The sequence below is a fragment of the Desulfatiglans sp. genome (assembly GCA_012513605.1).
GTDB lineage: Bacteria > Desulfobacterota > DSM-4660 > Desulfatiglandales > HGW-15 > JAAZBV01.
Window position 1 is genome coordinate 1 of the sequence record JAAZBV010000115.1, and the last position, 21,925, is coordinate 21,925.

Genomic DNA, 21,925 nt, shown 5'->3' on the forward strand with positions numbered 1-21,925 from the left:
CCATTTTGATTCTTGGACAGCACTGCTGGCAATAACCTGTTTTTTGAATACGCCGTTTTGTTAACTTAACTACTTGTTTTTACTTGATGCAATATCAAATTTTCATTTATCTTGGACAGCAATGATTAGTAATATATATTAAAAAACATTAACATATTATTGCTCCTGCCAACTTGAGATAGAGAAGTATTGGAGGTACTACCCTATATAATCGGTCAGGCAAAGATATCTTACCTCAACCTGACAACCGGGTAATCATCATAAAGGAGTTTTTGCGTAAAAATATCTCTGACTGTTACCCTCAAGGCCTTATTAGGGTCTACTCTAAAGCCTACAGAAAATCTTTTTACCCCCTTTTCACCAGGAGGTGATGCCTCTATGAAGGTAGGGTTGTTTTCATTCATCCAGAACTCATTGGATTCGCCGGACCTGTTATTGCTATTATCAAATACAGCGCAACCGTTCATGTCATAGACAATTTCACCAGCACAATTTGTAGTACTGACCTTTTCTGCTATTTCAAAGATATCTATTCCAAAAAAGCGCTGGCCATCCCTTGTGGCCTTCATGGTCATCTTTTTAAATTCTGCTTCAGTTGGAAACTGTGTTCCCCTTTGTATCAAGGGTAAAAACTCGTGAGTTCCTGTTTTTCGATTATAGCTTTTTATCGCATAATCGTGCTGTATATGGTCATATAAATTTTCCATGTCACTGCTTAAAAACCTGCATGCGCCTCTGGCAACAGCATCATATGGCCTGAAATATTTTGTTCTGTCTCCAAACAGTGTTCGGACCTGTCTGCGGATACTTGGAATCATGCTCGTTCCGCCAACCAGCAAGACCTCTTTTATTGAAGACTTCTCAATCCCTTTTTCATAGGCATGCTTTAACGCCCTGTCAACGGTTTCCTGGACATTATGGTAAAGGCCGTTTTCTTCAAGGAGGTCTTCAAGTTCGCTTCGTTTGTATTTTCCTTTGAGCCTGAGTCCTGATAATTCGTGGGTTATGTCATAGGTGTATTCGTCATTTCTTGTAAGGCTTTCTTTTATTTCTTCCACACCCCTCATAAAAAGGGCGCTTGCTTCTCTTGCATCCAGTACATTCATATCAGCGCGTTTCAGTATATCTCCATAGAGCCAGCCATCTATTGTTCGCCCTCCGATTCTGCACCCGGCCTTTCCCATTACCCTGCAGCCGATACCGAGGTCAACCTGTTCTTCTATTTTTATAACAGATACATCCAGCGTACCGCCGCCAAAATCAAAAATAAGATAAACGTCACCCTTTTGAAGTTGCGTATCGTACCCGAATACACAGGCGCTTGATTCATCCAGAAACCTATATCTTTTTATTCCAAGGTCACGGCATGTGGAAGAGAGCCAGTCAGTATAATGTTCAAAGGATTCCACTGGCACCGTAAAGACCACTTCACCTGATGCCAGATCAATACACCCGGTCTTTTCTGCAAAAAACAGTATCTTCTCAAGGAAATCACGGCCTGCTGTAAAGTAATCCATTGTAGTCCCGTCAGGAAGGGGATAATTTATTTTTCTCCTGGACTGAACAAAAGCCTTAAGCCACCTGAATGAGCCCTTGCTTTTTTCAAGCATTTTATCAATAACCTGGGCGCCTATAAAGCTTGTATTTTTATCCCTGTAACAGATCATGGAAGGGATATAGGGTATCTCTATGTTCAGGCCATCCTGTTCAAAAAAGAAAGGCAGGGATACATCTTCAACGGCATGGAGGTCAACATCATGTTTTTCTTCATTCCAGAACGCAACAACAGTGTTTGAGGTTCCAAAATCAATTGCCATTTTTTGATAACGACTGCTACTCATAATATCCTGTGTCACTCGTAAAAACATAAATTTCACCACGAAAAACACGAAGGACACGAAGAAAATATTTTATTTTTTTAAACAATAAATCGTTTTTTGCCTTTATCTTTCTCTGTGTTCTTTGTGGGCTCTGTGAGAGATATGTTTTTTGGCTTTTAATTTTTTATTTTAATTTCCTCATCAACATTGATCTCCTGCCCGGCTTCCTGCTCATGCATTTCTGATGTCTCTTCTCTTAACAGGATGTTTCCGCCAAGGTCCATTTCAAGGTCTTCAGTTAAATCAAGGCATTTTTTTCCTTTAATGCCTCGAACTTCATATTTAACCTCACCGCTCGCATCAATAAAGACCTCAATCTCTTCAATATTCATTTTATTTACCCTCTATTTCAATCGAAGGTGTAGTCATAAAATCAGGCACCTTCACCTGTTCCTTTAACGCGGATGATGTTTCACGAAATGATGCGGATCGTGCACGCCCCTCTTCCAGCCATCTTCTGAGATGGCGGATATTATCCTTTTGGCTTATACTTATAGGCACAACCTCTTCCCTTGTCTTAAGTACATGCAGAATATCTTCGGTAGTGAACTCACGCTTTCCATCATTAAAGGCCCTTACCATCGCGGCAATAACCGCCTGCTCAATCTCTGAGCCTACATAACCCTCACTTTCCCTCGCCAGTTGGTCCAGATCATAATGATCTATCACTGGTCTTTTTTTAAGCAGATGTACCTGAAAGATCTCTTTTCTTTCTTTAAAGGTAGGAAGATCAAGAAAGAATATAGCATCAAACCTGCCTGCCCTGGAAAATTCAGGTGGAATCCTTGAGATATTATTTGCTGTGCATACAACAAACACAGGTTTCTTTTTTTCAACCATCCATGAAAGCAGTGTACCGAAGACCCTTGAGCTTGTTCCTGAATCACCTCCAGAGTCAGAGAGCCCCTTTTCAACCTCATCTATCCAGAGCACACATGGGCTTACAGTCTCTGCCAGTTTAAGGGCCTTCCTGATATTTTCTTCGCTTTGTCCGACAAGGCTTCCAAACACAGCCCCCATATCAAGCCGGATAAGGGGCTGATGCCAGAGGCCTGATACCACCTTGGCGGTTAAACTTTTTCCGGTCCCTGGTACACCTATTAAAAGAAGCCCTTTTGGGGGAGTTAGCCCATAGTCGGAAGCGCTTGATGAAAAACAATTTCCCCTTGACCTGAGCCAATCCTTAAGCACATCGAGCCCGCCCACCTGGTTTATGTTTTCTGTTGCAGAATAAAACTCTAACGCGCCGCTTTCTCTTATAATGGCCTTTTTTTCATGGGTAACAAGATCAATATCCTGCTCATCCAAACCCCCTTTTTTAACAATGGCCTTTGCAAATACCCGCTGTGCCTGGTTAGCCGTAAGACCAAGGGCGCTGTGTATCAATCGGTCTTTTCCAAGGTCGGTAAGGTTTAATTTTATATTGGGTATGTTTGCAAAGCCGTCAAGTATCTGTTTAATGCCGTCATAATCAGGGGGCGTATAGTCAATTGTATAAACCTGGTCACTCAGTTCATCAGGAACCCTGGCAACATGGGATGTAACAATAATATTTTTCCTGGTCTGCTTCAGGTTCTGGGCCAGGTTTTTTATTTTGCGTGTTATCTGATGGTTCTTGTCCCATAACCCGTGAAAATCCTTAAGCACAAAAACAGCATCCTGGTCTATTTTAAGGATCATGTCCAGGGCGCTTAAGGGATCTTTTGCAGGGCGGTCAACCTTGTCTGCTGATTCTGTGAGGGGTACAAAGCTGTCTGCAACATCCCATGAATAGGCCGGTTTGCCGAGGTTTTCACATGCCCCTGCAATCTCTTTTAGTAGACGTTCTTCTTCAGATGTAACAACATAGATCAAAGTAAATCTGGCCTTAAAATACAGTATAAGCTCCTGTTGAAACTGCGTAAGCATTTCCTGCATGGTAGCTCCTTTCCATATAAAACCGGTTCCTGGTTCAGGGTTTTGGGTTCAAGGTTAAAAACTTAATACACTGCTCTCCTGAGGGTCATATGAATTGTATTATCCTCTTCATTTTCTTCTTCCACCAGTTCAAACCCCTGCTCTTCCATACGCTCTTTTACCGCATGATATGCATATTTCTGCTGGACATGTTTAAGAAATGACTCAGGTTTTATATCCTGAATACCATACCAGTCAGCAACCAGTTCATATGCATCGCCTTCCTTTTTAAAACCAAGGTCATAACCTCGGTTTTTAGTAGGGATCATAATATCCACTTCCGTTTCCTGGCCTTCATAGCCTCTTATCTGCACCTTGCCTTCATTAACCTCATAGCCGAGGTCCTGTAAGGCCATAATAAGGTGCTCCTTTTTTATCAGGCGAGTTTTTATCTTTGTAAAATGAGACACTATCTTTCTCCAGTTATTAAAATGTATTCGTTTTTCTTAGCGTCCTTTGCGTCTTTGCGGTTCTGTTTTTTCTTCTACTCAAACTCAATCTCCACATCCGTGTCACCGGCATCATAGGCCTCATCCTCACTCCATGTACTGTCTGTGCCAAGAAACTCACCCAGTGTCAACAAATACGCCTTTTCAGACTCAGGTATAAATCTTTTAATCAACTCAATAAAATCATCCGGGCCATCCGGTCTATTTTCAGGGTCACGCCTTATACCTACCATTTTTAACACTTCAAGCCCCTGAGGTCCAAGGTTCACTAATCGCCCGGATTTAGGCATATTAAGCAATGCCCTCACCCAGTATACATGATCCTGTTCCAGAAAAACTCTGTTAGCAGGGCTCAGGCTCCCGGGTTTTAAAAGCTCTGCCCCTGCCGCTGCCATGCGAGCCTGCCAGTACGGGTCAGCACATGCATTGTTGACAGCTTCAGACAGTTGCTTATATCCTCTTTCTACCAAAGTAATGAGTGCAGCACTGCGCTTTCGGAAATCCCATTCGTCTCCGAGCCATGATATAAGCGTTTCTTCATCATCGGGTACTGTCTGACACCCCATAAACATAGGCCTGAAATCCTTAAAAACAGACATAGCATAGGACGATGGTAAATCCTGGTTTATCTCTTTTTCAGAAAGGACTGTTTCAAGCCGCTTCTGGAGCTCCCTTCCAATGGTATTTGGATTTTCCCAGCCAGACTGCTTTATAGTGTCAATAATACGTTTACCCTGATCATAGGTCGCCTGGGGCAGCAGATTAAAAACCTGGGAATATTCCTTATTTTTTGACAGGACTTCAAACTGGATATCTATATCTTTTTCATCAAAAGTATCTTTTCTGCCGCCCCTGTTAGTTTTAAAGACAGCCAACAGCCTTGTATCGCCGCTTTTTATTATTCTGGAACCTATCGCCTTTTTAAGCTCATCGGATCCGTTTTCATACCAGTGCCTGAGATAGGACTGCTCAAAATCAATATCATGATAAGCCTCAAGATCATCCGCCATAAAATAAAAAAGCGCCCGCTCTGAAGGATTATCATGCTGCCGGTTTACATTGTCATCACAGAAAGCGGGTTCTGATTCAGGGTTCGCTTTTGTAAGATGGTTCACAGCATTTCCATTCAGGTGTGCAGGCGCATTATGTGCTCCAATTGTTAAGGCTAAACGAAACCCTATAATGAAATCCAGTCTTTCGGGCTGAGGCAACTCCGGCTGACGCCGCGGAAGTCTCCTGGGGTAATTGATGCTCCAGGAACCTCCGCGAAGAACCCGACAGCCCGATTCTAAAGGAGGTTTAAAATCACCTTCAGCATATCTTTTATAAGCATCGCTTTCATAATTATCTTCACACCACTCCCATATGTTTCCACTCTGCTGAAAGGTACCCAAGGCGCTTGCGTCTTCCGGATGATCATACACCGGGGATGTATCCCCATTTGGCCCTCTTATATTGTCAAAGCCAAACCTGTGGCCATTTTCCCAGTCATTACCCCATGGGTATTTAAAGGCACCATAACCCCTTGCACATAATTCCCATTCTGCCTCAGATGGGAGCCTTAAACTGGCCCATTCACAATATGCCTTTGCATCATACCAGTTGACATCTCTTACGGGATGGTCAGATGTATCTCTATTATATCTTCCCAGATTCTGATCATATTTATTTCCAGAACCTGGATAATCTTTGACCTTATATCCCGTTTTTTCTACAAATTGATTGAACTGCTTTACTGTAACACAGGCTATGCTGATGTAAAATGGATCAAGCCAGTGAAGGTGGCGGGGTTTTTCGTTATAATCCGCATCAGAATCCGTGTTATCAGATCCCATCCAGAACCACCCGCCGGGTACCAGAACCATTTCTGTACCGTCTTTGGGATTTATGTAATACCATGGAATTTTGTTCAGCATAATAAAAAACTCAAAGGTGAAGGTTTAAAGCTCAAAGCTAATAAATATTCATAACGCCAAGCCCGCTCTCAATAACCTCACCCTGTTCTGTAATAATTATTTCAGTTTCAGGCAGATTTAAAAAATCATCTTCAGTATATCTTTTACTCATAACCCTTATTTTCTGATTTTCAGATGACGGCCATATGCCAGGCGAATTGGAAAGTTCTCTAATGTATAATCCTTCAATAAGAATATCTAACACGGCTATTAACTCTCTACCGCCTGCAAGCTTTAAAATATCTTTTTCAGTCCTGCCGGAAAACAATAATATAGATAAATTTGTTTTTTCTTTTATAGCAGCTATAAACCTGTTAAGAGGTTTAAGCTGCTCTGTCGGCTCCCCGCCACTTATGGAAATTCCATCTATTCCTTTAATGGAAACAACCCATTCAACCAGTTCTTCTACCGGCACATCATTACCGCCATTATAATCCTTAAGCCCCGGATTAAAACAGCCCGGGCAGTTAAAAGGACAGCCCTGCATCCATATAATCGCCCGATTACCGGGGCCATTTGACCGGCTTTTTTTTAACCGGCTGTGTATTAGCATTATGTTTTCATACGCCTTGTGCATAGTTATCCATATATCACACGGGATAACTTTTTTCACCTTCTATCTGAGTATTGAATATTTCTTGACAAAAAGTCTTTTTTTCTAATATCTGATGATATGACAAATAACATAAATTTTGAGATCGGTTTAAATGAGGCTTTGAATCTTACCCTTGAGAACCTTGATCATCTTGACTCTGAATCCGTTGATCTTACAGAGGCCGTTGGTAGAGTGACCTCTTCGGATATATACAGCCTTGTAGATTCACCCTCTGTAGCAGCCTCATTAAAAGATGGGTATGCAGTCGTGGCCTCTGATATCAGCCATGCTTCAATATTAGAACCGGTTATACTTAAACTGGCCGGTTACCGTGCGGCAGGCTCAATGGAAAATGTTCATGTAACCGCAGGCCACGCAGTAAGGGTAATGACAGGCGCTGCGATACCACCGGGTGCAGATGCAGTGGTCAGTGAGGAGTTCACAAAGGATGAAGGCGAGGCTGTCAGCGTCTTCAATTACGCTGAAAAGGGCCGAAATATTCTTGACCGCGGTACTGATGTTTACAAAGGTCAATGTGTTGCAAAAAAAGGGATGCCGCTTTCGCCTACTGATATAGGTCAGATCGCTGCGGGCGGACATGGTAAGGTTTCTTTAGTGCGTAATCCTGTGGTGGCTGTTGTTTCCACCGGAGATGAGGTGATTGCACCCGGGCATCCCATGTCAGAGGGAAAGGTTTATGCCAGCAACATGGCAACACTTGTTGCATGGTGCCGCAGGTATGGGATGATGACTCACTCCATAGTGGTAAAAGATGATGCAGAAGAGATATCAGCCGCGCTTGAATCATTATATAATATCGCCGATGTAATAATTACAAGCGGCGGGGCATGGACCGGCGACAGGGATATGGTACACAAGATCCTCGGGCAACTTGGCTGGAAATTTATTTTTAACAGGATACGAATGGGGCCTGGCAAGGCAGTGGGGTTGGGCATGAGAGAGAATAAACCGGCATTCGTGTTACCGGGGGGGCCACCTTCAAACCTGACAGGATTTCTTCAAGTAACTTTACCAGGTCTTATGAAGATGGCAGGTTACTTGAATCCCGGACTTCCCCGCCGAATGGTCAGGCTGGCATCAGATATCAGGTTACGAAGTATTGACTGGACACAGTTTATATTCGGTACATTACAGGCCAATGATGGTGAATTGATATTCCACCCCCTTGAAAATGAAAGCCGCCTGCAATCAATGGCTATGGCCCAATGTGTGGTAAAGGTACCAGAGGGAATCGACTTTTATAATGCTGATACCCTGGTTATGGCTCAGATATTATAAAAATATTTTATTTTGACTATCTATAAAATTATTTCACATAATCCATAGAAAAACCCGTGATACCCAGTTTATCAAGTGTGTCTCTAAGGGGTAAGCCTGTTTCCTCATCCCATCCACGGAGCTGGTAAAATTCCTTAAGCATGGCCATGTACTTTTCACGGTCAAGAACTCTCCCCCTGGTATCTATGACACTATCCCCTGGCCCCGGCACCAAAATTCCGGTATGAGTCGGGCTTTCAAGCGGCTCCGTGAAGTTATGCGGCATGGGGTAATCGTCTTCCGGTGTCCTGCGGCCTTCCCGAAGCAATATAAGCCTTTGAAGGTTATAAATACGTTCCCCTATTTCTTCGAACACATCACTGGAAACACCTGTGATGGCTGTAAATAGTTTTGCTTCCAGCTCAGGATCACCAAAGCGGTCAGGGGTGCCGAAGGAATATGAAACAGGGTATGCCCAGTCGCAGAGACCAAGACTCTCCTTGATATAGGTTCGATTCTGGATGGTCTTTGCGGCCATGGCCTGTCCTTTGTAACCTGAGAAATCAGCAGCGGCCTCGCTGTTCCATATCTCTTTTGCTATGCGACGTATCAGTGCATTGTTTACGCCTGTTGATCCAGGCTGGCGTTGCTCATGAGACCACGGGATATGCACAAAGGCTATATCATGATAATTTATATGGTGCACCCTGGGTTCCAGTGGATAGAACAGGGCCATAATGGGATAGGCCCTTGGAGAAAATATATCATTCTGGCCAATAGGCGCTACACTGCGGCGCAACAGGGCTTTTGCTTTGGGCGGAGCCTGGTCGCTGCCCCTGTAGAGCCCTTCTGCCAGTAGTTTACCAATACCCTTCCTGTGGGCAATAGCATCCATAAGTTTATCAAGAAATTCCCCTGTGCCCAGTTCAGAGAGCGGCAACCCTGCCTCTTCTTTGCTAAGTGCTCCTGCCTTGTAACAGTCATAGAGCCAGTCACAGATGCTGTTCATCTCCCATGAATCAAAACCATAATCATTTGCCTTTACCGGGGCGTAGAACAGGGTTTCAATCGGCTCATTCTCCTTGCCATAAGCCCACGGGAGATAATATTCAACGGATTCGCACTTGCGGTGCCCCACATATTTTTTACCATAGCGATAGATGCCTGCAACACATTCCAGGCCGCACATGTAGCAGCCACCCTTGCCTATGACTTCAAGTTCCTTTTCATATCTGGTGCCTTCTATATGAGGGGCATGGGTCAGCCGGATGCGTTTGCTGATTTTAAAGGTATAGCGGTTCAAGGAGGTTAATCCTTTTGGATTTGCTACTTCTACTTTACCACTGCCGCGGATAGCAATGGCCTTAAGATTTTTTGAGCCCATTACAGCCCCGAAACCGGCTGACACGGTACAGTCATGGGTTGCAAGCGCCAGGGCTGTTTTTATCAGGTTTTCTCCTGCTGCGCCGATAACAATCCAGCGTGTATTCTTCCCGTGGGCCTGTTCCAGCAATTCTCCGGTCCTGTAGCCGTTTAATCCCCACATAGAGGAAGCGTCTTTTATCTCAACCCTGTTATCTTCTATAAGCAGGTAAACAGGGTATTCGGAGCGCCCTGTGACTAACAGGCCGTCATATCCGGCCTTTTTAAACTCCGGGCCAATATAGCCTGTCAGATTGCCGTAACAGTATCCTTCCGGCACAGTAGCAGGAGACTTGCCAACAACAGAGGTCATGGTGGCGCCCTGCGCCCTTGTGGCAACAATTGGCCCCACGGTGAAGATAAGGCAGTTTTCAGGGTCAAAGGCCTTTGTTTCCGGTTTGACATTTTCCCAGTAAAGGGCCAGGCCTACGCCACGACCACCCAAATATTTTTCAACATATGGTTTTGAGTCAATAACCTTTATCTTTGAATCAGTGAGATTGACATATAGAATCTTACCCATCCAGCCATACATCGATTTATCTCCTTTATGCATTTGGGACAGAATGATCTGAAAAGGTTTATTTTAATCCGGGATAAGACTGGCAGTGTTAGTGTCTCACATACTTTGAATCAAATAATTACCTTCTTTATACGAAGTATTGAGCAGAAACCTGTTCATTATATAAGACTCAAGATCACCAAAGCTATTCTTCACCATGGCAGTATTTCTAACTTCGATGATAATCTTATTAACCTTTGAAAGATCAAGAGAATCAAGGATATGCTCCCAGTCAAGTGTACCGTTATTCAACCCAAAATGATCATCTCTTGTCCCGCAGTTATTGGATGCATGAATATATACCACCCGGCTTTTCACATTCCGAACAAAATCATCCATATCACATCCAAGAAGTCTCTTCCCGCTGCTGTTATTAAGGTGTCCTATATCCAGTACATACCCGAGATCATTGAAACTCTCCAGTACATCATAGGTATCATGGGCTATAAAATTTGAATCAGACTCATACATCATCATGACATTTAAATCCGCAGCATAATCAATCACATCTTTAAGCCTTTTCTTATTTTCAAGAGTAAGCATTTCACAATTAAGATGAAACACAAACTGCTCAATACCAAGTATAGAACACATTTCCAGCTCTGCGGTCAGAACTGCAAGGTCGGCATTTGTAAAAGTGGCATTGGAATGAAAAACTCCCCTGGTTCCTGAATGGATGCTTAAGTCATACCCTCTGGTATAACGTTTCACTTTTTCCAAAAAATACAAATCAAGAAAGAGCTTGGAACTGAGCCTGTTGATTTCAACAGTCTGATACCCAAGAGAGTTTAAACATTTATACCACTTTGCTTCACTAATAATTTGTGTTGTAATTCCTATTTTCGGTATCATTTTTTATCGTTGTTAAATTATCTTTTATAATAGAAAAGAGGAATCAATGTCATACATCTTTGCATATGAATCCTCTTTTCATTAATTCAAAATATTACCTTTTTAATATCCTGTATCATTAACAGTTATGCTGCTCCAAGTTTATTGTTCTTTTTCAGGATACTGGCCACATCTTTCATGCCGAGCTTTTCCAGGGTCTTTTGTGTCGGGTACCCGCTGTTTGGATCCCAGCCTTCTATGTTATAATAATGGGTCTTCCAGGTCTCCACACCCTTTTCGCTCAGATACATTTTGCCAACGTTTTCAAATGCCCATTTTGTGCCATCATATACAGGTAAAGTGTTTGTAAAACTTGCGCCCGATGCGCCAGGCTTGTACATGTATCCTGCGAATTTTTCATTATCCTTGTGCCTTCCCTGCAAGGCGTAAATGGCCCTTTTTAAATTCCATGCCTTACGCCCTATTTCCATCCCTTCTAAAAAGGTCTGGTTTTTTCCGGTAACGGCATTATATAAACGTGGCTCTCCAAAAGGAGTGCCCTTTTCGCCCATACCTGTTGGTTTAGCCCAGTTCCAGTCGCAGAACATGAGCGATTCCTTGTAATAAGTATGGTAATGCATACGCCATGCTACGAGCTTTGCCTTATGTTCAGAGTAAATCCCTGTTTTGTAAGCCTGATCATTGTCCCAGCTGTAATCAAACATAAACGGGTCATCATCATAAGGAACAAATGCCTTGGTCAGGTTCATTACAAATGCTTCAGGGTCCTGATTCTGTTGCTTTTTAGCGCCGCCAAAACCGCTGCCACCCATACCTAACATCATAAATACCATCTGAAGCACATGATCGCAAATGTCCCTTGAATCAACCAGGTCACCGTAACCCCATGTTACTTCAGCCATTGACCAGTGGTCTGTATGGCCCCATGTCGGGCAGCGCAGGATTCCGTTTAAATCATCAATCCTTCCGATCTTTTCAGCAAAACGCACAGCGCCGTCAGCGATAAGTCCACCGAAACCTTCGCGTTTTGAAATTGCCTTTACATAAGTCTCTGCAAATTCATAAGTACCATACTTATCCCATTGCAGTGGCGCCGTATCAACTGATATCTTTTTTCCATTAACGGTCACAGATTTGCCGGGTCCTATTACCCCTGCGTCATACAGGCGCTTAATATAATAACCAAGACCTGATGCCTCAGGTGTCCCAAGCGGAAAGTCATCCCCTGAAGGACCGAACTCCAGTCCGCCGAAACAGGTGTCAAAGCCGTTCAATCCGTATTGCTGGAGAAGAGGGTTTGCCTTCTTGGCTTCATGTTCATTCTTTGTTGCAGGCTTGTGAATATCCGCCCACGTTGTTTCCATACACCCGTCTTGATCCCTGTCCTCTGAATTTGCCTGTCCTCTTGAGCGGCAGCCTCTTACGCAGCCTATGCATGAACTTTTTGCCAGTTGAGGCCCGCCGAACCCGCCGAATCCGCCCATCCCGCCCATTCCAGCGGCAGGCGCTGTATACCATTCCCTTGTTTCAAGTATTATTTTTGGGTCAGCGACCTTAAAACCGCCTGTTCCGATCACTGATATTGCTTTTAGTTTTTTGGAGCCGAATAAACCGCCAAATCCGCCCACACCGGCAGCAGCGCCTCCTCCATGCTGCAATGATGCAACCCTGCTTAAATTTTCACCTGCCTGACCTGTGCATATAATGGCTGGTTTATTAAGTGTATAATTATCTCCTATCTCCCTCCAGTCTCTCTTACCGTCTCCCGAACTGCCGGTCTGCTGCTTTACAATCTCTTTCTGTGTGTCCCATGTATGAAGGCCCCAGAGTTTTGAAGCGTCCTCAATAGTAACCTTATCATTTATTATATTTATATAGACAGGTTTATCAGATCTTCCCTGAACTACAATACCGTCCCAGCCTGCAAATTTCAGCATTGTACCGAAATCACCACCGATATTGCTTCTTGTAAACCAGTTGACGGGCCATCCCTGCGGTGATAAACCGGATATGCTTGTTCTTCCGGCATAGGGTATCCCTGCTCCTGAAACCTGACCGTTCATAATAGTAATAATATTTCTCGGATCATAAGCATCCTGAAGATCCCAGTCTCCCGGTTTTACGCAAATATCCCAAAACAGGGCGATAGCGGTTCCATAGCCGCCTCCAAACTCTTCATATTTAGCTGTATCAATTGTTACGATCTTTTTACTGGTAAGATCAACCTTTAATATTTTCCCTGTAAATCCTGCTGATGCCATAAAGTTTCCTCCTATCTAATTATAAATTTTATAATTAAATATTTTAAATATTTTATTGTCTGATAATAACTTACCAATTTTGCGCCTAGCTTACAAACTTAAGGGCTTTCTGTGGGCATATGGCCACACAAGCTGGTTCACTCTTATTATTATATGGAGCATTGGTACAGAGGTCGCATTTTGTTGCTTTTCCATTTGTAGAATCCCATACCGGGCGATGGGGAGTAAGGATACAGGATTCAAAACAGGTCTTACAGCCTATGCATTTTTCTTTATCTATCACTCTGACATTGCCATTTTTTGTATCTATATGACATGCCTCGGTAGGACAGTTCTCAACACATTTCGGATCATCACATTGATGACATGTAAAACCCATGATATCATTCGGAAAATCATCAAATACATACCTGCTGATCTGTATTCTTGATGTTGACATGCTCACGCTGCCTTCATGGGCAAGTGAGCAGGCAATCATACAGCTTAAGCATCCTGAACACAGCTTGCTATCATGTTCCACATGCCCCTTTGCCTTTGGAATGACATCAGATGATTTATCTTCAGCCGCCATCAATTTTGTTGCAGGATATGCGGTAACGATGCTGCCTGCAACTATTGAACTTCCTGTAATAAGAAACTCACGCCTTGACAACTTGTCATCTCGAACACCTTTTTCCTTATCCTCTTTTTTTCCCATAAAAACATGACCTCCGGTTTTCTATTAAAAAAATAGATTAATAATAAATTAAATAAATTGTTACATGACACAAAATATTTATAAAATTGCAGTTTCTTTTTAAGCGGGAGCATATAAAATGCTCCCGCCAACTTGAGATAGGGAAGTATTGGAGATACTGCCCTAAAAAAAAAGAAAGTTAATGCATCATGAAATCATGCACCAAGCTTTCCTTTCTTTTCCATTGTGTCAGCTACATGTTTCATCCCGTAGCCTTCAAGCGTCTTTCTTGTTGGCCAGCCGTTTTCTTTATCCCAGCCTTCAAGCTTGTAAAAGTGTGTCTTAAAATCTTCTACGCCCTGCCTGTCCAGATACATATCAGGGGCCTCATCAGTGCGCCATTTACCATCTTCATATATCGGCACTCCACCGAAGAATGTCATACAACCTGCTCCCGGTCTGTACATGAATGGAGCAAACACCTCGGTCTTCCTGCTTCTTCCGTGCATTACCCTGATAGCACGTTCCATTGTCCAGATCTTCTGCCCGATACGCATTGTATCCTCAAAGGAATCATTCCTGCCGGTGACTGCTTTATAATATTTCATCTCTATTTCAGGCGTAATATTCATAAGTGAGGGCAGGAACATCTCGCAGAATGCCATTGATTCGTTCCAGAATGATGCATAATACCGGGTAAAGGCCACCTCTTTGGCCTTGTGTGACGAATAGAGGCCCGTCTTCCATGCCTCATCACCCTTCCATGCATAATTGAACATGAATATATCATCAGTGTAAGGGATAGTCTTTTTTGACAGGGCCTCAAGCTTTTTCTCAATCGGCGTTCCATCCTGTGAAGGGCCTACCGCACCCACAAGCCCGTGCCAGCTTGGGTCACCTGCACCAAGAAGGTAATTGTATGCCCACTCTGCGGTCGGGAGTGTCCAGTGACCGACAGCACCCCAGGCCGGCATACGTAATGCACCGCTTTCCAGGTCCTCTTCAATCCGTCCCCATTTTTCCGCAGCATGAAATGCGCCTTCTGCCAGTGCATCACCGATACCAGCCCGCCGCGCTACTGCATCCAGAAAGGCTTTACGAAACTGAAGGCTTCCCCATTCTTCCATCGGGAGTGGCGCAGAATCGATCTTTTTACCAGGGCCCAGTACACCTATATCGTACAGGTATTTTATATACCAGCCAATGCCGGTCTCAACAGGCACCTTCTTATTGAAAAACTCAGGGGCATTCGGAATATCAGACAGGAACAGCCCTACAAAATGGGCAGCCCATGCGCTTGCTCCGTATCTCATAAGTGTCTCGGCTGCAAGGTCCTGCTCCATGGGTTCCGCTGTTTCAAGCCAGAACTGATCAACACACATGGTTTCACCGCCATTGATGCTGTTCCTGCGGCGGTCAGCCCTCAGGCACGGATTGCATGAGGCAGATCCTGGCTTGGCCGGACCGAAAGATCCGGATGTAACATTGCCATTAGCCATATGCCAGAGTCTTGCATCCATAATACCTTTTGCATCCGCAATTTTGATACCTTTTGTGCCTATGACGCTAATAGCCTTCAACTTCTTTGCTCCAAATACCGCACCATAACCCCCTACACGGGAGCTTACACCGCTGCCGGTAATCAGGGCCGCAAGCCTTGATCTCGTTTCACCAACTGGCCCTATACATAATATCTGGGGATACCCGGTTGTATAATCCTTATCTATCTGGCGCCAGTCCTCACCATAACGGGTGCGCCCTCCAACCATGTCAGATATTCTCTTCTGGGTTTCCCATGTATCAGTCCCCCATAACTCCTTGCCATCCTCAATCTTGATCTGATCATTGATTATGTTTATCCATACAGGGTTTTCTGACATACCTTCCACTACAATACCATCCCACCCTGCCAGCTTAAGCATGGTTGCAAAACGACCGCCAAAATTACCGCGATTAAATTCACTCGTAGGATATGTCTCCGGCGACAAACCGCAGATGCTGGTTCTTCCTGCACCGGGAACACCAGTAGCCGCAAGAGGACCGGCCATGATAGGTAATACATGATGGGGGTCATATGGGTCTTTCAGGTCCCATTCTCCCGGTGCAACAGAAAGCTCCCAGAAAAGGGCGGCCCCTATACCATATCCTCCACCAAATTCTGCATATTTTTCAGTATCAATTGTGCTTATCTGCTTGGTCGTAAGATTGACTCGTGCTATCTTTCCTGTGTATCCATTAGCCATTTTATTTCTCCTTTCCTATGATTTGGGCGCCGGTTTTTTTGCGCCTCGGCCAGATGGCATTTTGGGTATCGGTGGCGCAAGATCAACATCATAACCTCTGGTGTCCTCCTGGGATGGCGTCTCATGAACCAGTTTAAGAGCCTTGGCCGGACATATTGTTACACATGCCGGCTCTCCAGCAGGGCCGCCCTTTTTGCTCCAGAAAGGAGTATCTAAACACAGGTCACATTTTGTAGATTTCTTAATAATCGGATTCCACACTGTCCGGTGAGGTCTCTGCGGACACATCTGGATACATTTTTTGCAGCCGATACATTTGTCAGTATCTATAACCCTTACGTTTCCATGCTCTGTATCTATATGGGCAGCACCTGTCGGACAGTTTGAAACGCATACAGGCGTAACACACTGTCTGCATACTGCCATTACTATATCATTAGGATAGGTCGTAAATGAAGGGGCATCACGTATAATCTGGATTCGCGACAATGCCGGGTTAGCCTCTCCATAATGGGCCGCAGAGCATGCGAACATACAACTCTGACACCCCCAGCAAACCCTGCTGTCATAGACTATATACCCTTGGGATTTCGGATAAGAGTCATTGGCTTTAGCCTGTGCGGCAACAGGAATGCCTGTTACTATAGCGCCTGCTGCAAGCGCTGCCCCGCTTCCCACCAGGAACTCACGACGGTTTAATTTCTTTTTATCTCCTTCGGGTTTTTCAGATTCAGCCATGTGTAATTCTCCTTCTGGTAAAAATATTTTTTATTCTCAGTTAATCAGCTACCATCAACTTATTAACTGATTGCACTAATTAATCATGAAAATTTAAAAAATGCTCATTTCAGCTATATGTTAACATGAACACAACCAAATTAAGCTTTTTTACCTAGTAGTAAGCTAATAGAATTTCCTTATATCGGATTAGACATAACTGTCAATAAAAATTTTTTAAAATTATCTAAAGATCTTTTTTTAACGCATACTTGTAATAGATAATGCTAATAAATATACTTTTATATCCAGTCTCATAGTGAATAGTTTCCACGGCTCTATTACAGTCGGCAAAGTGTTTATCTCTTTCTGATGACGCCTTTTTTCAGCACATTAACTACCGGAGAGCAGACTAATTAATATTATCAAGCATGATGATATGCGTAAGGCCCCATGTCTCCCGGTCAACATAATAATCTTTTACCGGCCCAAGGCTGGCCCCGCCCCTTACAGGTTTTCCATCAACCTCATTTACCAGCATCATACGTCGGCCAGCCTCTGTTTTAAATATCTCTCTGCCGGAAAATAGGGTTCTGTATCCATCACATGCAACAAAGAGAAAAAATTTCTCAGGCCCTGCCTCAGGGAAATTGTTTTTGAGGAGAGAACGCATGTTGTATCCCCTGGCAGACGATATTACTTTAAAACCTCTTCCGTGCCCGGTCCTGACCCACCCATCGATAGATGCGGTTTCAACCCCTTCAAAGCTCAAAGGATTGCTGACTCCGTTTTTGACAATGCTGATTGCCTCTGAAGAGCATTTCAGCCCCTGCTGCATCACAGGTAACCCTTTATTATCAACAACAGGATCACTGTAAACAATCCTTATCACATTATCGAGATATCTTGCAGTGTCAGGCTCAGCAGGGCATACTAGACGCAGACCATTAAGGGGTTCTTTATGAATATTGTATTTATATTCTTCTCCATTTTGCGATTTTGCAGGGAGCAGCTCATTTCTTTTGTAAGCAAGAATTACAGGCTCAGAATCATCGGTCATAGTCAGTTCACCAAAGCTGAAATGACGACTTTCTCCGCTTTCAGAGATAAATGTGACCACAACATCAAGAGGTCGGTCAAAAGGAGCTCCTTCAGGCTTTTTTGGTGCAACACCTTCAAGTATATGAAGCACAGGGATTCCTGTGTACCTGTATGTCCCCTCAAAATCCCCTTCTAAAGAAACCTCGTGAGTGCGGACATATGTTGAGGCAAAGGCATTAAGAGCACCTCTGTCAAACCGGTAAACCTTTTCCGTATCTCCGGCAACTTCAAGTAAAAAGCCCTTTCCAACATCCTCTTTTACCGCAAGGGGTGTTGCCCCGGTAACGGCTATTATTTCGATATAGTTTCTTTTATTGTGAACATATAAAAACACTGTACTCGTGATTACAAGCGCCACGACAAATCCGACCGCCCCGTATATCAGATGTTTTCCGATCATATTGCTCCCCTGCATCCTCTTTCAGTTTTTCTTCTTATATCCATATCTCATTAAGAATGATCACTTCTATTACAAAATTTATACATATGTCAATATTGATATAAATTATAATTGACAGGAAAAGACATCTGGTTTATTTTGGCTATCCTTAAAAACCACCCGCATTGCTGCGGGTTCTTTTTTAACATCGCTTATATCAATTCCGATATAAGACAATTTAATTATTTTTTTAAAAAAGATCATAGTTAAAAGACCGGATAAGTGGTCTTACATAAAAGGAGAAGGAAAATGAAGGAATTCAAATTGCTGATAAATGGAAAACTGGTTAATGCATTATCCGGTAAGAGATATCCGGTCATCAATCCCGCAAATGAAGAAACATTTACAGATCTGCCTCTCGGGGGAATAGATGAGGTTAACATGGCAGTTAAAGCGGCTGGCTCGGCCTTCCCCATATGGTCAAAAGTCCCTATATCCGAAAGATGCAGGTTCGTAAAAGAAATCGCAACGGGCATAAGGGAAAATGCAGACGAGCTTGCACAACTTGATACCCTTGATCATGGCACTCCGGCAAAAATGGCATTTCACATGGCAATGGCCTCTGCTTCGTGTCTTGATTTTGCGGCTGAAGCAGCAAGAACTATGATGAGTGAGATGATCCCGGCGTCCAGTAATACCCTCACATACACCAGAAAAGAGCCTGTCGGAGTTGTTGCGCTTATCACCCCATGGAATGCACCCTTAATGATGATCTGTGATAAACTCGGCGGAATCCTGGCAACAGGCAACACCTGTATTATAAAGCCGCCAAGTATTGATTCCCTTGAGGCCCTGAAGCTTGCTGAAATTATCTCTAAAGTAAATCTTCCTCCAGGAACTGTAAATATAATAACCGGACCAGGCGGATTGGTTGGCAATGCCCTGTCATCACATCCTGATGTCAACATGGTTGCCTTTACCGGCAGTTGTGAAACCGGGAAGGTAATTTTTGAAAATGCGAGCAGGACAGTAAAGAAAGTCGGCATGGAACTCGGTGGTAAAAACCCCTATATCGTTCTTGAAGATGCTGACTTAGATGTTGCACTGGATAAAATAGTAAGGTCTCAGTATATAAATACAGGGATGATATGCGCGGCTCCTGGAAGAATATATGTTCATGCAAAAATATATGATGAATTTATTAATAGATTCATCGAAGAATCAAAAAAGATAACAGCAGGCAATCCCAATGATGAAAAGACATTCATGGGGCCGGTTGTAAGCGCTGAACACAGGGATAAGGTAGAAGGGCTTATCAAGTCAGGCATAGAAGAGGGTGCAACCCTTTTGCTCGGCGGAAAGAGACCGACTGATCCTTTACTTGAAAAGGGTTACTATATATTGCCCACGGTGTTCAGCAATGTAACGCAGGAAATGAAGATATACCGTGAAGAGATTTTTGGGCCGGTTGCATGTATTGTGAAATTCTCTTCTGAAGATGATGTTATCAGGGCTGCAAATGATAATGCCTTTGGCCTCTGTGCAGCAGTGTTCACTAAAGACACGGCTAAAGGCATCAGGTTTGCCAATGAGATTCAGGCGGGGACAGTATGGATAAATGAGGGATTAACCGCATCAACCGATCTTCCCTGGGGCGGTTATAAGGAAAGCGGATTCGGAAAGGTAAGCGGGGTAAAGGGCATTCATGAGTTTACACAGGAAAAACTTGTGTGGATTGACCTGCATGGCGGGAAAATGCAGCAGATGCCGGGCTAATTTCTACAAACATGCCTCTGTGGTCTTTTTTATCGGGCGGAGACGCAGGTCCGCCCTTACCATAAAAAAAAAATCAAAACTCTTACCAGAAAAATAACCGGATATTGTCAGTCTCATAGAAAAGCTGAATCTCACACAAAGACACAAAGTCGCAAAGGTAACCACTTAAAATAAGACTGTTTTTCTTGGTGTTCTTTGCGGCTTTGCGTGATAACTTTCCTCTATACAATGTTGTCAATATTGGAAATATACTCTGTTAAAAATAAAATATTTCCCTGCGCCTTGCGCCCTCGGCCGTTTTACCTACAGCACAATACTGACTGTCTTCACCTCTGTATGGTAATCTATCGCTGACTTACCATTTTCTCTTCCAATGCCTGACTGCTTGAACCCTCCAAAGGGAAGGTTTGGATCAGGTGGCAGGGTTGCCCCGTTTATTGTTATCATTCCTGCATTAACCGCTGCAGCGGTCTTGATGGCGTTATTCAGATCCTTTGTCCAGATATTGGCTGCCAGACCATAGTTTGTGTCATTGGCTTCTGGAATAAGGTCTTCAAGTGTATTAAAAGGCGTTGCTATAAGTACAGGCCCGAATATCTCTTCTCTATAGATTGCTGCCTTTTTATCAACATCCACAAATATGGTTGGTCTTACAAAATTGCCGGGCCTGTCTATGCCTTTACCGCCTGTAACAAGCCTTGCGCCTGAATCAATACCCTTCTGCATATACTGGAGCACCTTGACCTTCTGTGATGCGTTTATAAGCGGCCCCATCTCATTTTCAGGGTCCATGCCAGGGCCTATCTTCATGGTTTCAGCCCTGTGCTGGATGGCGCTTACCACCTCATCAAAACGCTTTTTCTGAATAAAGAGCCTTGAACCTGCAACGCAGATCTGGCCGCAGTTGTGATAGACACACATTGATGCCTCAAAAGGGGCTGATTTCATATCTGCATCATCAAATATGATGCTCGGTGATTTGCCGCCCAATTCAAGGGAGATACGTGTAAGGTTCTCCATTGCAGCCTTGGCAATGCTTTTACCCACTTCTGTTGAACCGGTAAATGTAATTTTATTGATCCTCGGGTCAGAAACAAGCCTTGAACCTACTACCCCGCCAGGCCCCTGCAGAAGATTCACTACCCCGTCCGGCACCCCGGCCTCCTGTAACAGTTCCATGAGTCTGCCTGCTATAAGGGGTGTATCCGAGGCAGGTTTGATGACCATTGTGCACCCGGTCGCAATCGCAGGGGCAACCTTGCTAACAAACATGGGCATTGGTGCGTTCCATGGAATAACCGCAGCAACAACACCAACAGGCTGACGAAGGGTATATGAAAAAACCTGATCCACATGGGGTAAAAGTGTCATAGGGACAAGGGTTTCACCCGCGATCTTGGTTGCAAGACCAGCATAATATTTGGAAAAATTGATACCCATCATACAGTGTCCAGGATCAGTTGCGGGCCTGCCCAGATCCATACACTCAATCTGACAGAGCTCCTCACGGTTTTTATCAATAAGATCTGCAAATCTGAGGAGTATATCCTGGCGTTCCGCGCCGGTCATCTTTTTCCAGGGAGAGTCATCAAATGCCCTGCGTGCCGCTGTCACAGCCATGTCAACATCAGCTATTCCGCTTTTTGATGCATGGGCAACAACTTCATTTGTTGCAGGGTCTTTTTTTTCAAAAGTCTCGCCACCCACCGCGCTCTGCCATTTACCATTAATGCAGTTTTTAACTTCCTTTGAAAGGAATGCCTTAACCCTGGGCAATAAATTATATTCCGATACTGATAAAAATTTCTCTGCCATTTTTTCTC

At 43.8% G+C, this 21,925-nt stretch carries 16 protein-coding genes; 2 read left to right on the top strand and 14 right to left on the bottom strand.

Features of this window, described 5'->3' with window-relative positions:
• Positions 1–230: 230 nt before the first annotated feature.
• The 6 genes from GX654_15145 to GX654_15170 all read right to left on the bottom strand — a co-directional run bounded on the left by GX654_15145 (position 231) and on the right by GX654_15170 (position 6,793).
• Positions 231–1,817, bottom strand: coding sequence for an Hsp70 family protein (locus GX654_15145; protein NLD38197.1), 1,587 nt, complete (start codon positions 1,815–1,817; stop codon positions 231–233).
• 179 nt (positions 1,818–1,996) lie between these two features.
• The gene (locus GX654_15150; GenBank protein ID NLD38198.1) at positions 1,997–2,212 is read right to left on the bottom strand and encodes a DUF2997 domain-containing protein; all 216 of its coding nucleotides are present in this window, start codon (positions 2,210–2,212) and stop codon (positions 1,997–1,999) included.
• A 1-nt stretch (position 2,213) separates the two neighbouring features.
• Positions 2,214–3,788 carry an AAA family ATPase gene (locus GX654_15155; protein ID NLD38199.1) on the bottom strand — a complete coding sequence of 525 codons (1,575 nt, stop codon included), beginning with the start codon at positions 3,786–3,788 and terminating at the stop codon, positions 2,214–2,216.
• 71 nt (positions 3,789–3,859) lie between these two features.
• The gene (locus GX654_15160) at positions 3,860–4,246 is read right to left on the bottom strand and encodes a DUF1257 domain-containing protein (protein ID NLD38200.1); all 387 of its coding nucleotides are present in this window, start codon (positions 4,244–4,246) and stop codon (positions 3,860–3,862) included.
• 74 nt (positions 4,247–4,320) lie between these two features.
• Positions 4,321–6,201: a formylglycine-generating enzyme family protein gene (locus tag GX654_15165; GenBank protein NLD38201.1), complete on the bottom strand. Its 1,881-nt coding sequence runs from the start codon at positions 6,199–6,201 to the stop codon at positions 4,321–4,323.
• Between the two features lie 37 nt (positions 6,202–6,238).
• On the bottom strand, positions 6,239–6,793 hold the full coding sequence (locus tag GX654_15170) for a radical SAM protein (protein ID NLD38202.1): 555 nt from the start codon (positions 6,791–6,793) through the stop codon (positions 6,239–6,241).
• Between the two features lie 120 nt (positions 6,794–6,913).
• On the opposite strand from GX654_15170, the gene GX654_15175 reads away from it, so the two are divergent.
• The gene (locus GX654_15175) at positions 6,914–8,134 is read left to right on the top strand and encodes a molybdopterin molybdotransferase MoeA (GenBank protein ID NLD38203.1); all 1,221 of its coding nucleotides are present in this window, start codon (positions 6,914–6,916) and stop codon (positions 8,132–8,134) included.
• Positions 8,135–8,162: 28 nt separating this feature from the next.
• Here GX654_15175 and GX654_15180 read toward each other — a convergent pair whose 3' ends face one another.
• The 7 genes from GX654_15180 to GX654_15210 all read right to left on the bottom strand — a co-directional run bounded on the left by GX654_15180 (position 8,163) and on the right by GX654_15210 (position 18,347).
• Positions 8,163–10,070, bottom strand: coding sequence for a hypothetical protein (locus GX654_15180; protein ID NLD38204.1), 1,908 nt, complete (start codon positions 10,068–10,070; stop codon positions 8,163–8,165).
• Between the two features lie 84 nt (positions 10,071–10,154).
• Entirely contained in the window at positions 10,155–10,949 is a 795-nt protein-coding gene (locus GX654_15185) for a TIM barrel protein (GenBank protein ID NLD38205.1), read from the bottom strand.
• Positions 10,950–11,074: 125 nt separating this feature from the next.
• A complete protein-coding gene (locus tag GX654_15190; protein NLD38206.1) occupies positions 11,075–13,210 on the bottom strand; it encodes a hypothetical protein in 2,136 nt (711 codons plus the stop codon).
• Positions 13,211–13,295: 85 nt separating this feature from the next.
• On the bottom strand, positions 13,296–13,907 hold the full coding sequence (locus GX654_15195) for a 4Fe-4S dicluster domain-containing protein (protein ID NLD38207.1): 612 nt from the start codon (positions 13,905–13,907) through the stop codon (positions 13,296–13,298).
• A 194-nt stretch (positions 13,908–14,101) separates the two neighbouring features.
• A complete protein-coding gene (locus GX654_15200) occupies positions 14,102–16,129 on the bottom strand; it encodes a hypothetical protein (GenBank protein NLD38208.1) in 2,028 nt (675 codons plus the stop codon).
• 15 nt (positions 16,130–16,144) lie between these two features.
• On the bottom strand, positions 16,145–16,867 hold the full coding sequence (locus GX654_15205) for a 4Fe-4S dicluster domain-containing protein (protein NLD38209.1): 723 nt from the start codon (positions 16,865–16,867) through the stop codon (positions 16,145–16,147).
• 391 nt (positions 16,868–17,258) lie between these two features.
• On the bottom strand, positions 17,259–18,347 hold the full coding sequence (locus GX654_15210; protein ID NLD38210.1) for a hypothetical protein: 1,089 nt from the start codon (positions 18,345–18,347) through the stop codon (positions 17,259–17,261).
• 288 nt (positions 18,348–18,635) lie between these two features.
• Between GX654_15210 and GX654_15215 the strand changes: the two genes are divergently transcribed.
• Positions 18,636–20,102: an aldehyde dehydrogenase gene (locus GX654_15215; GenBank protein NLD38211.1), complete on the top strand. Its 1,467-nt coding sequence runs from the start codon at positions 18,636–18,638 to the stop codon at positions 20,100–20,102.
• A 303-nt stretch (positions 20,103–20,405) separates the two neighbouring features.
• Here the strand turns inward: GX654_15215 and GX654_15220 are convergent, their stop codons facing one another.
• Complete coding sequence (locus GX654_15220) at positions 20,406–21,917, bottom strand: aldehyde dehydrogenase (GenBank protein ID NLD38212.1); 1,512 nt, start codon at positions 21,915–21,917, stop codon at positions 20,406–20,408.
• Between the last annotated feature and the right edge of the window lie 8 nt (positions 21,918–21,925).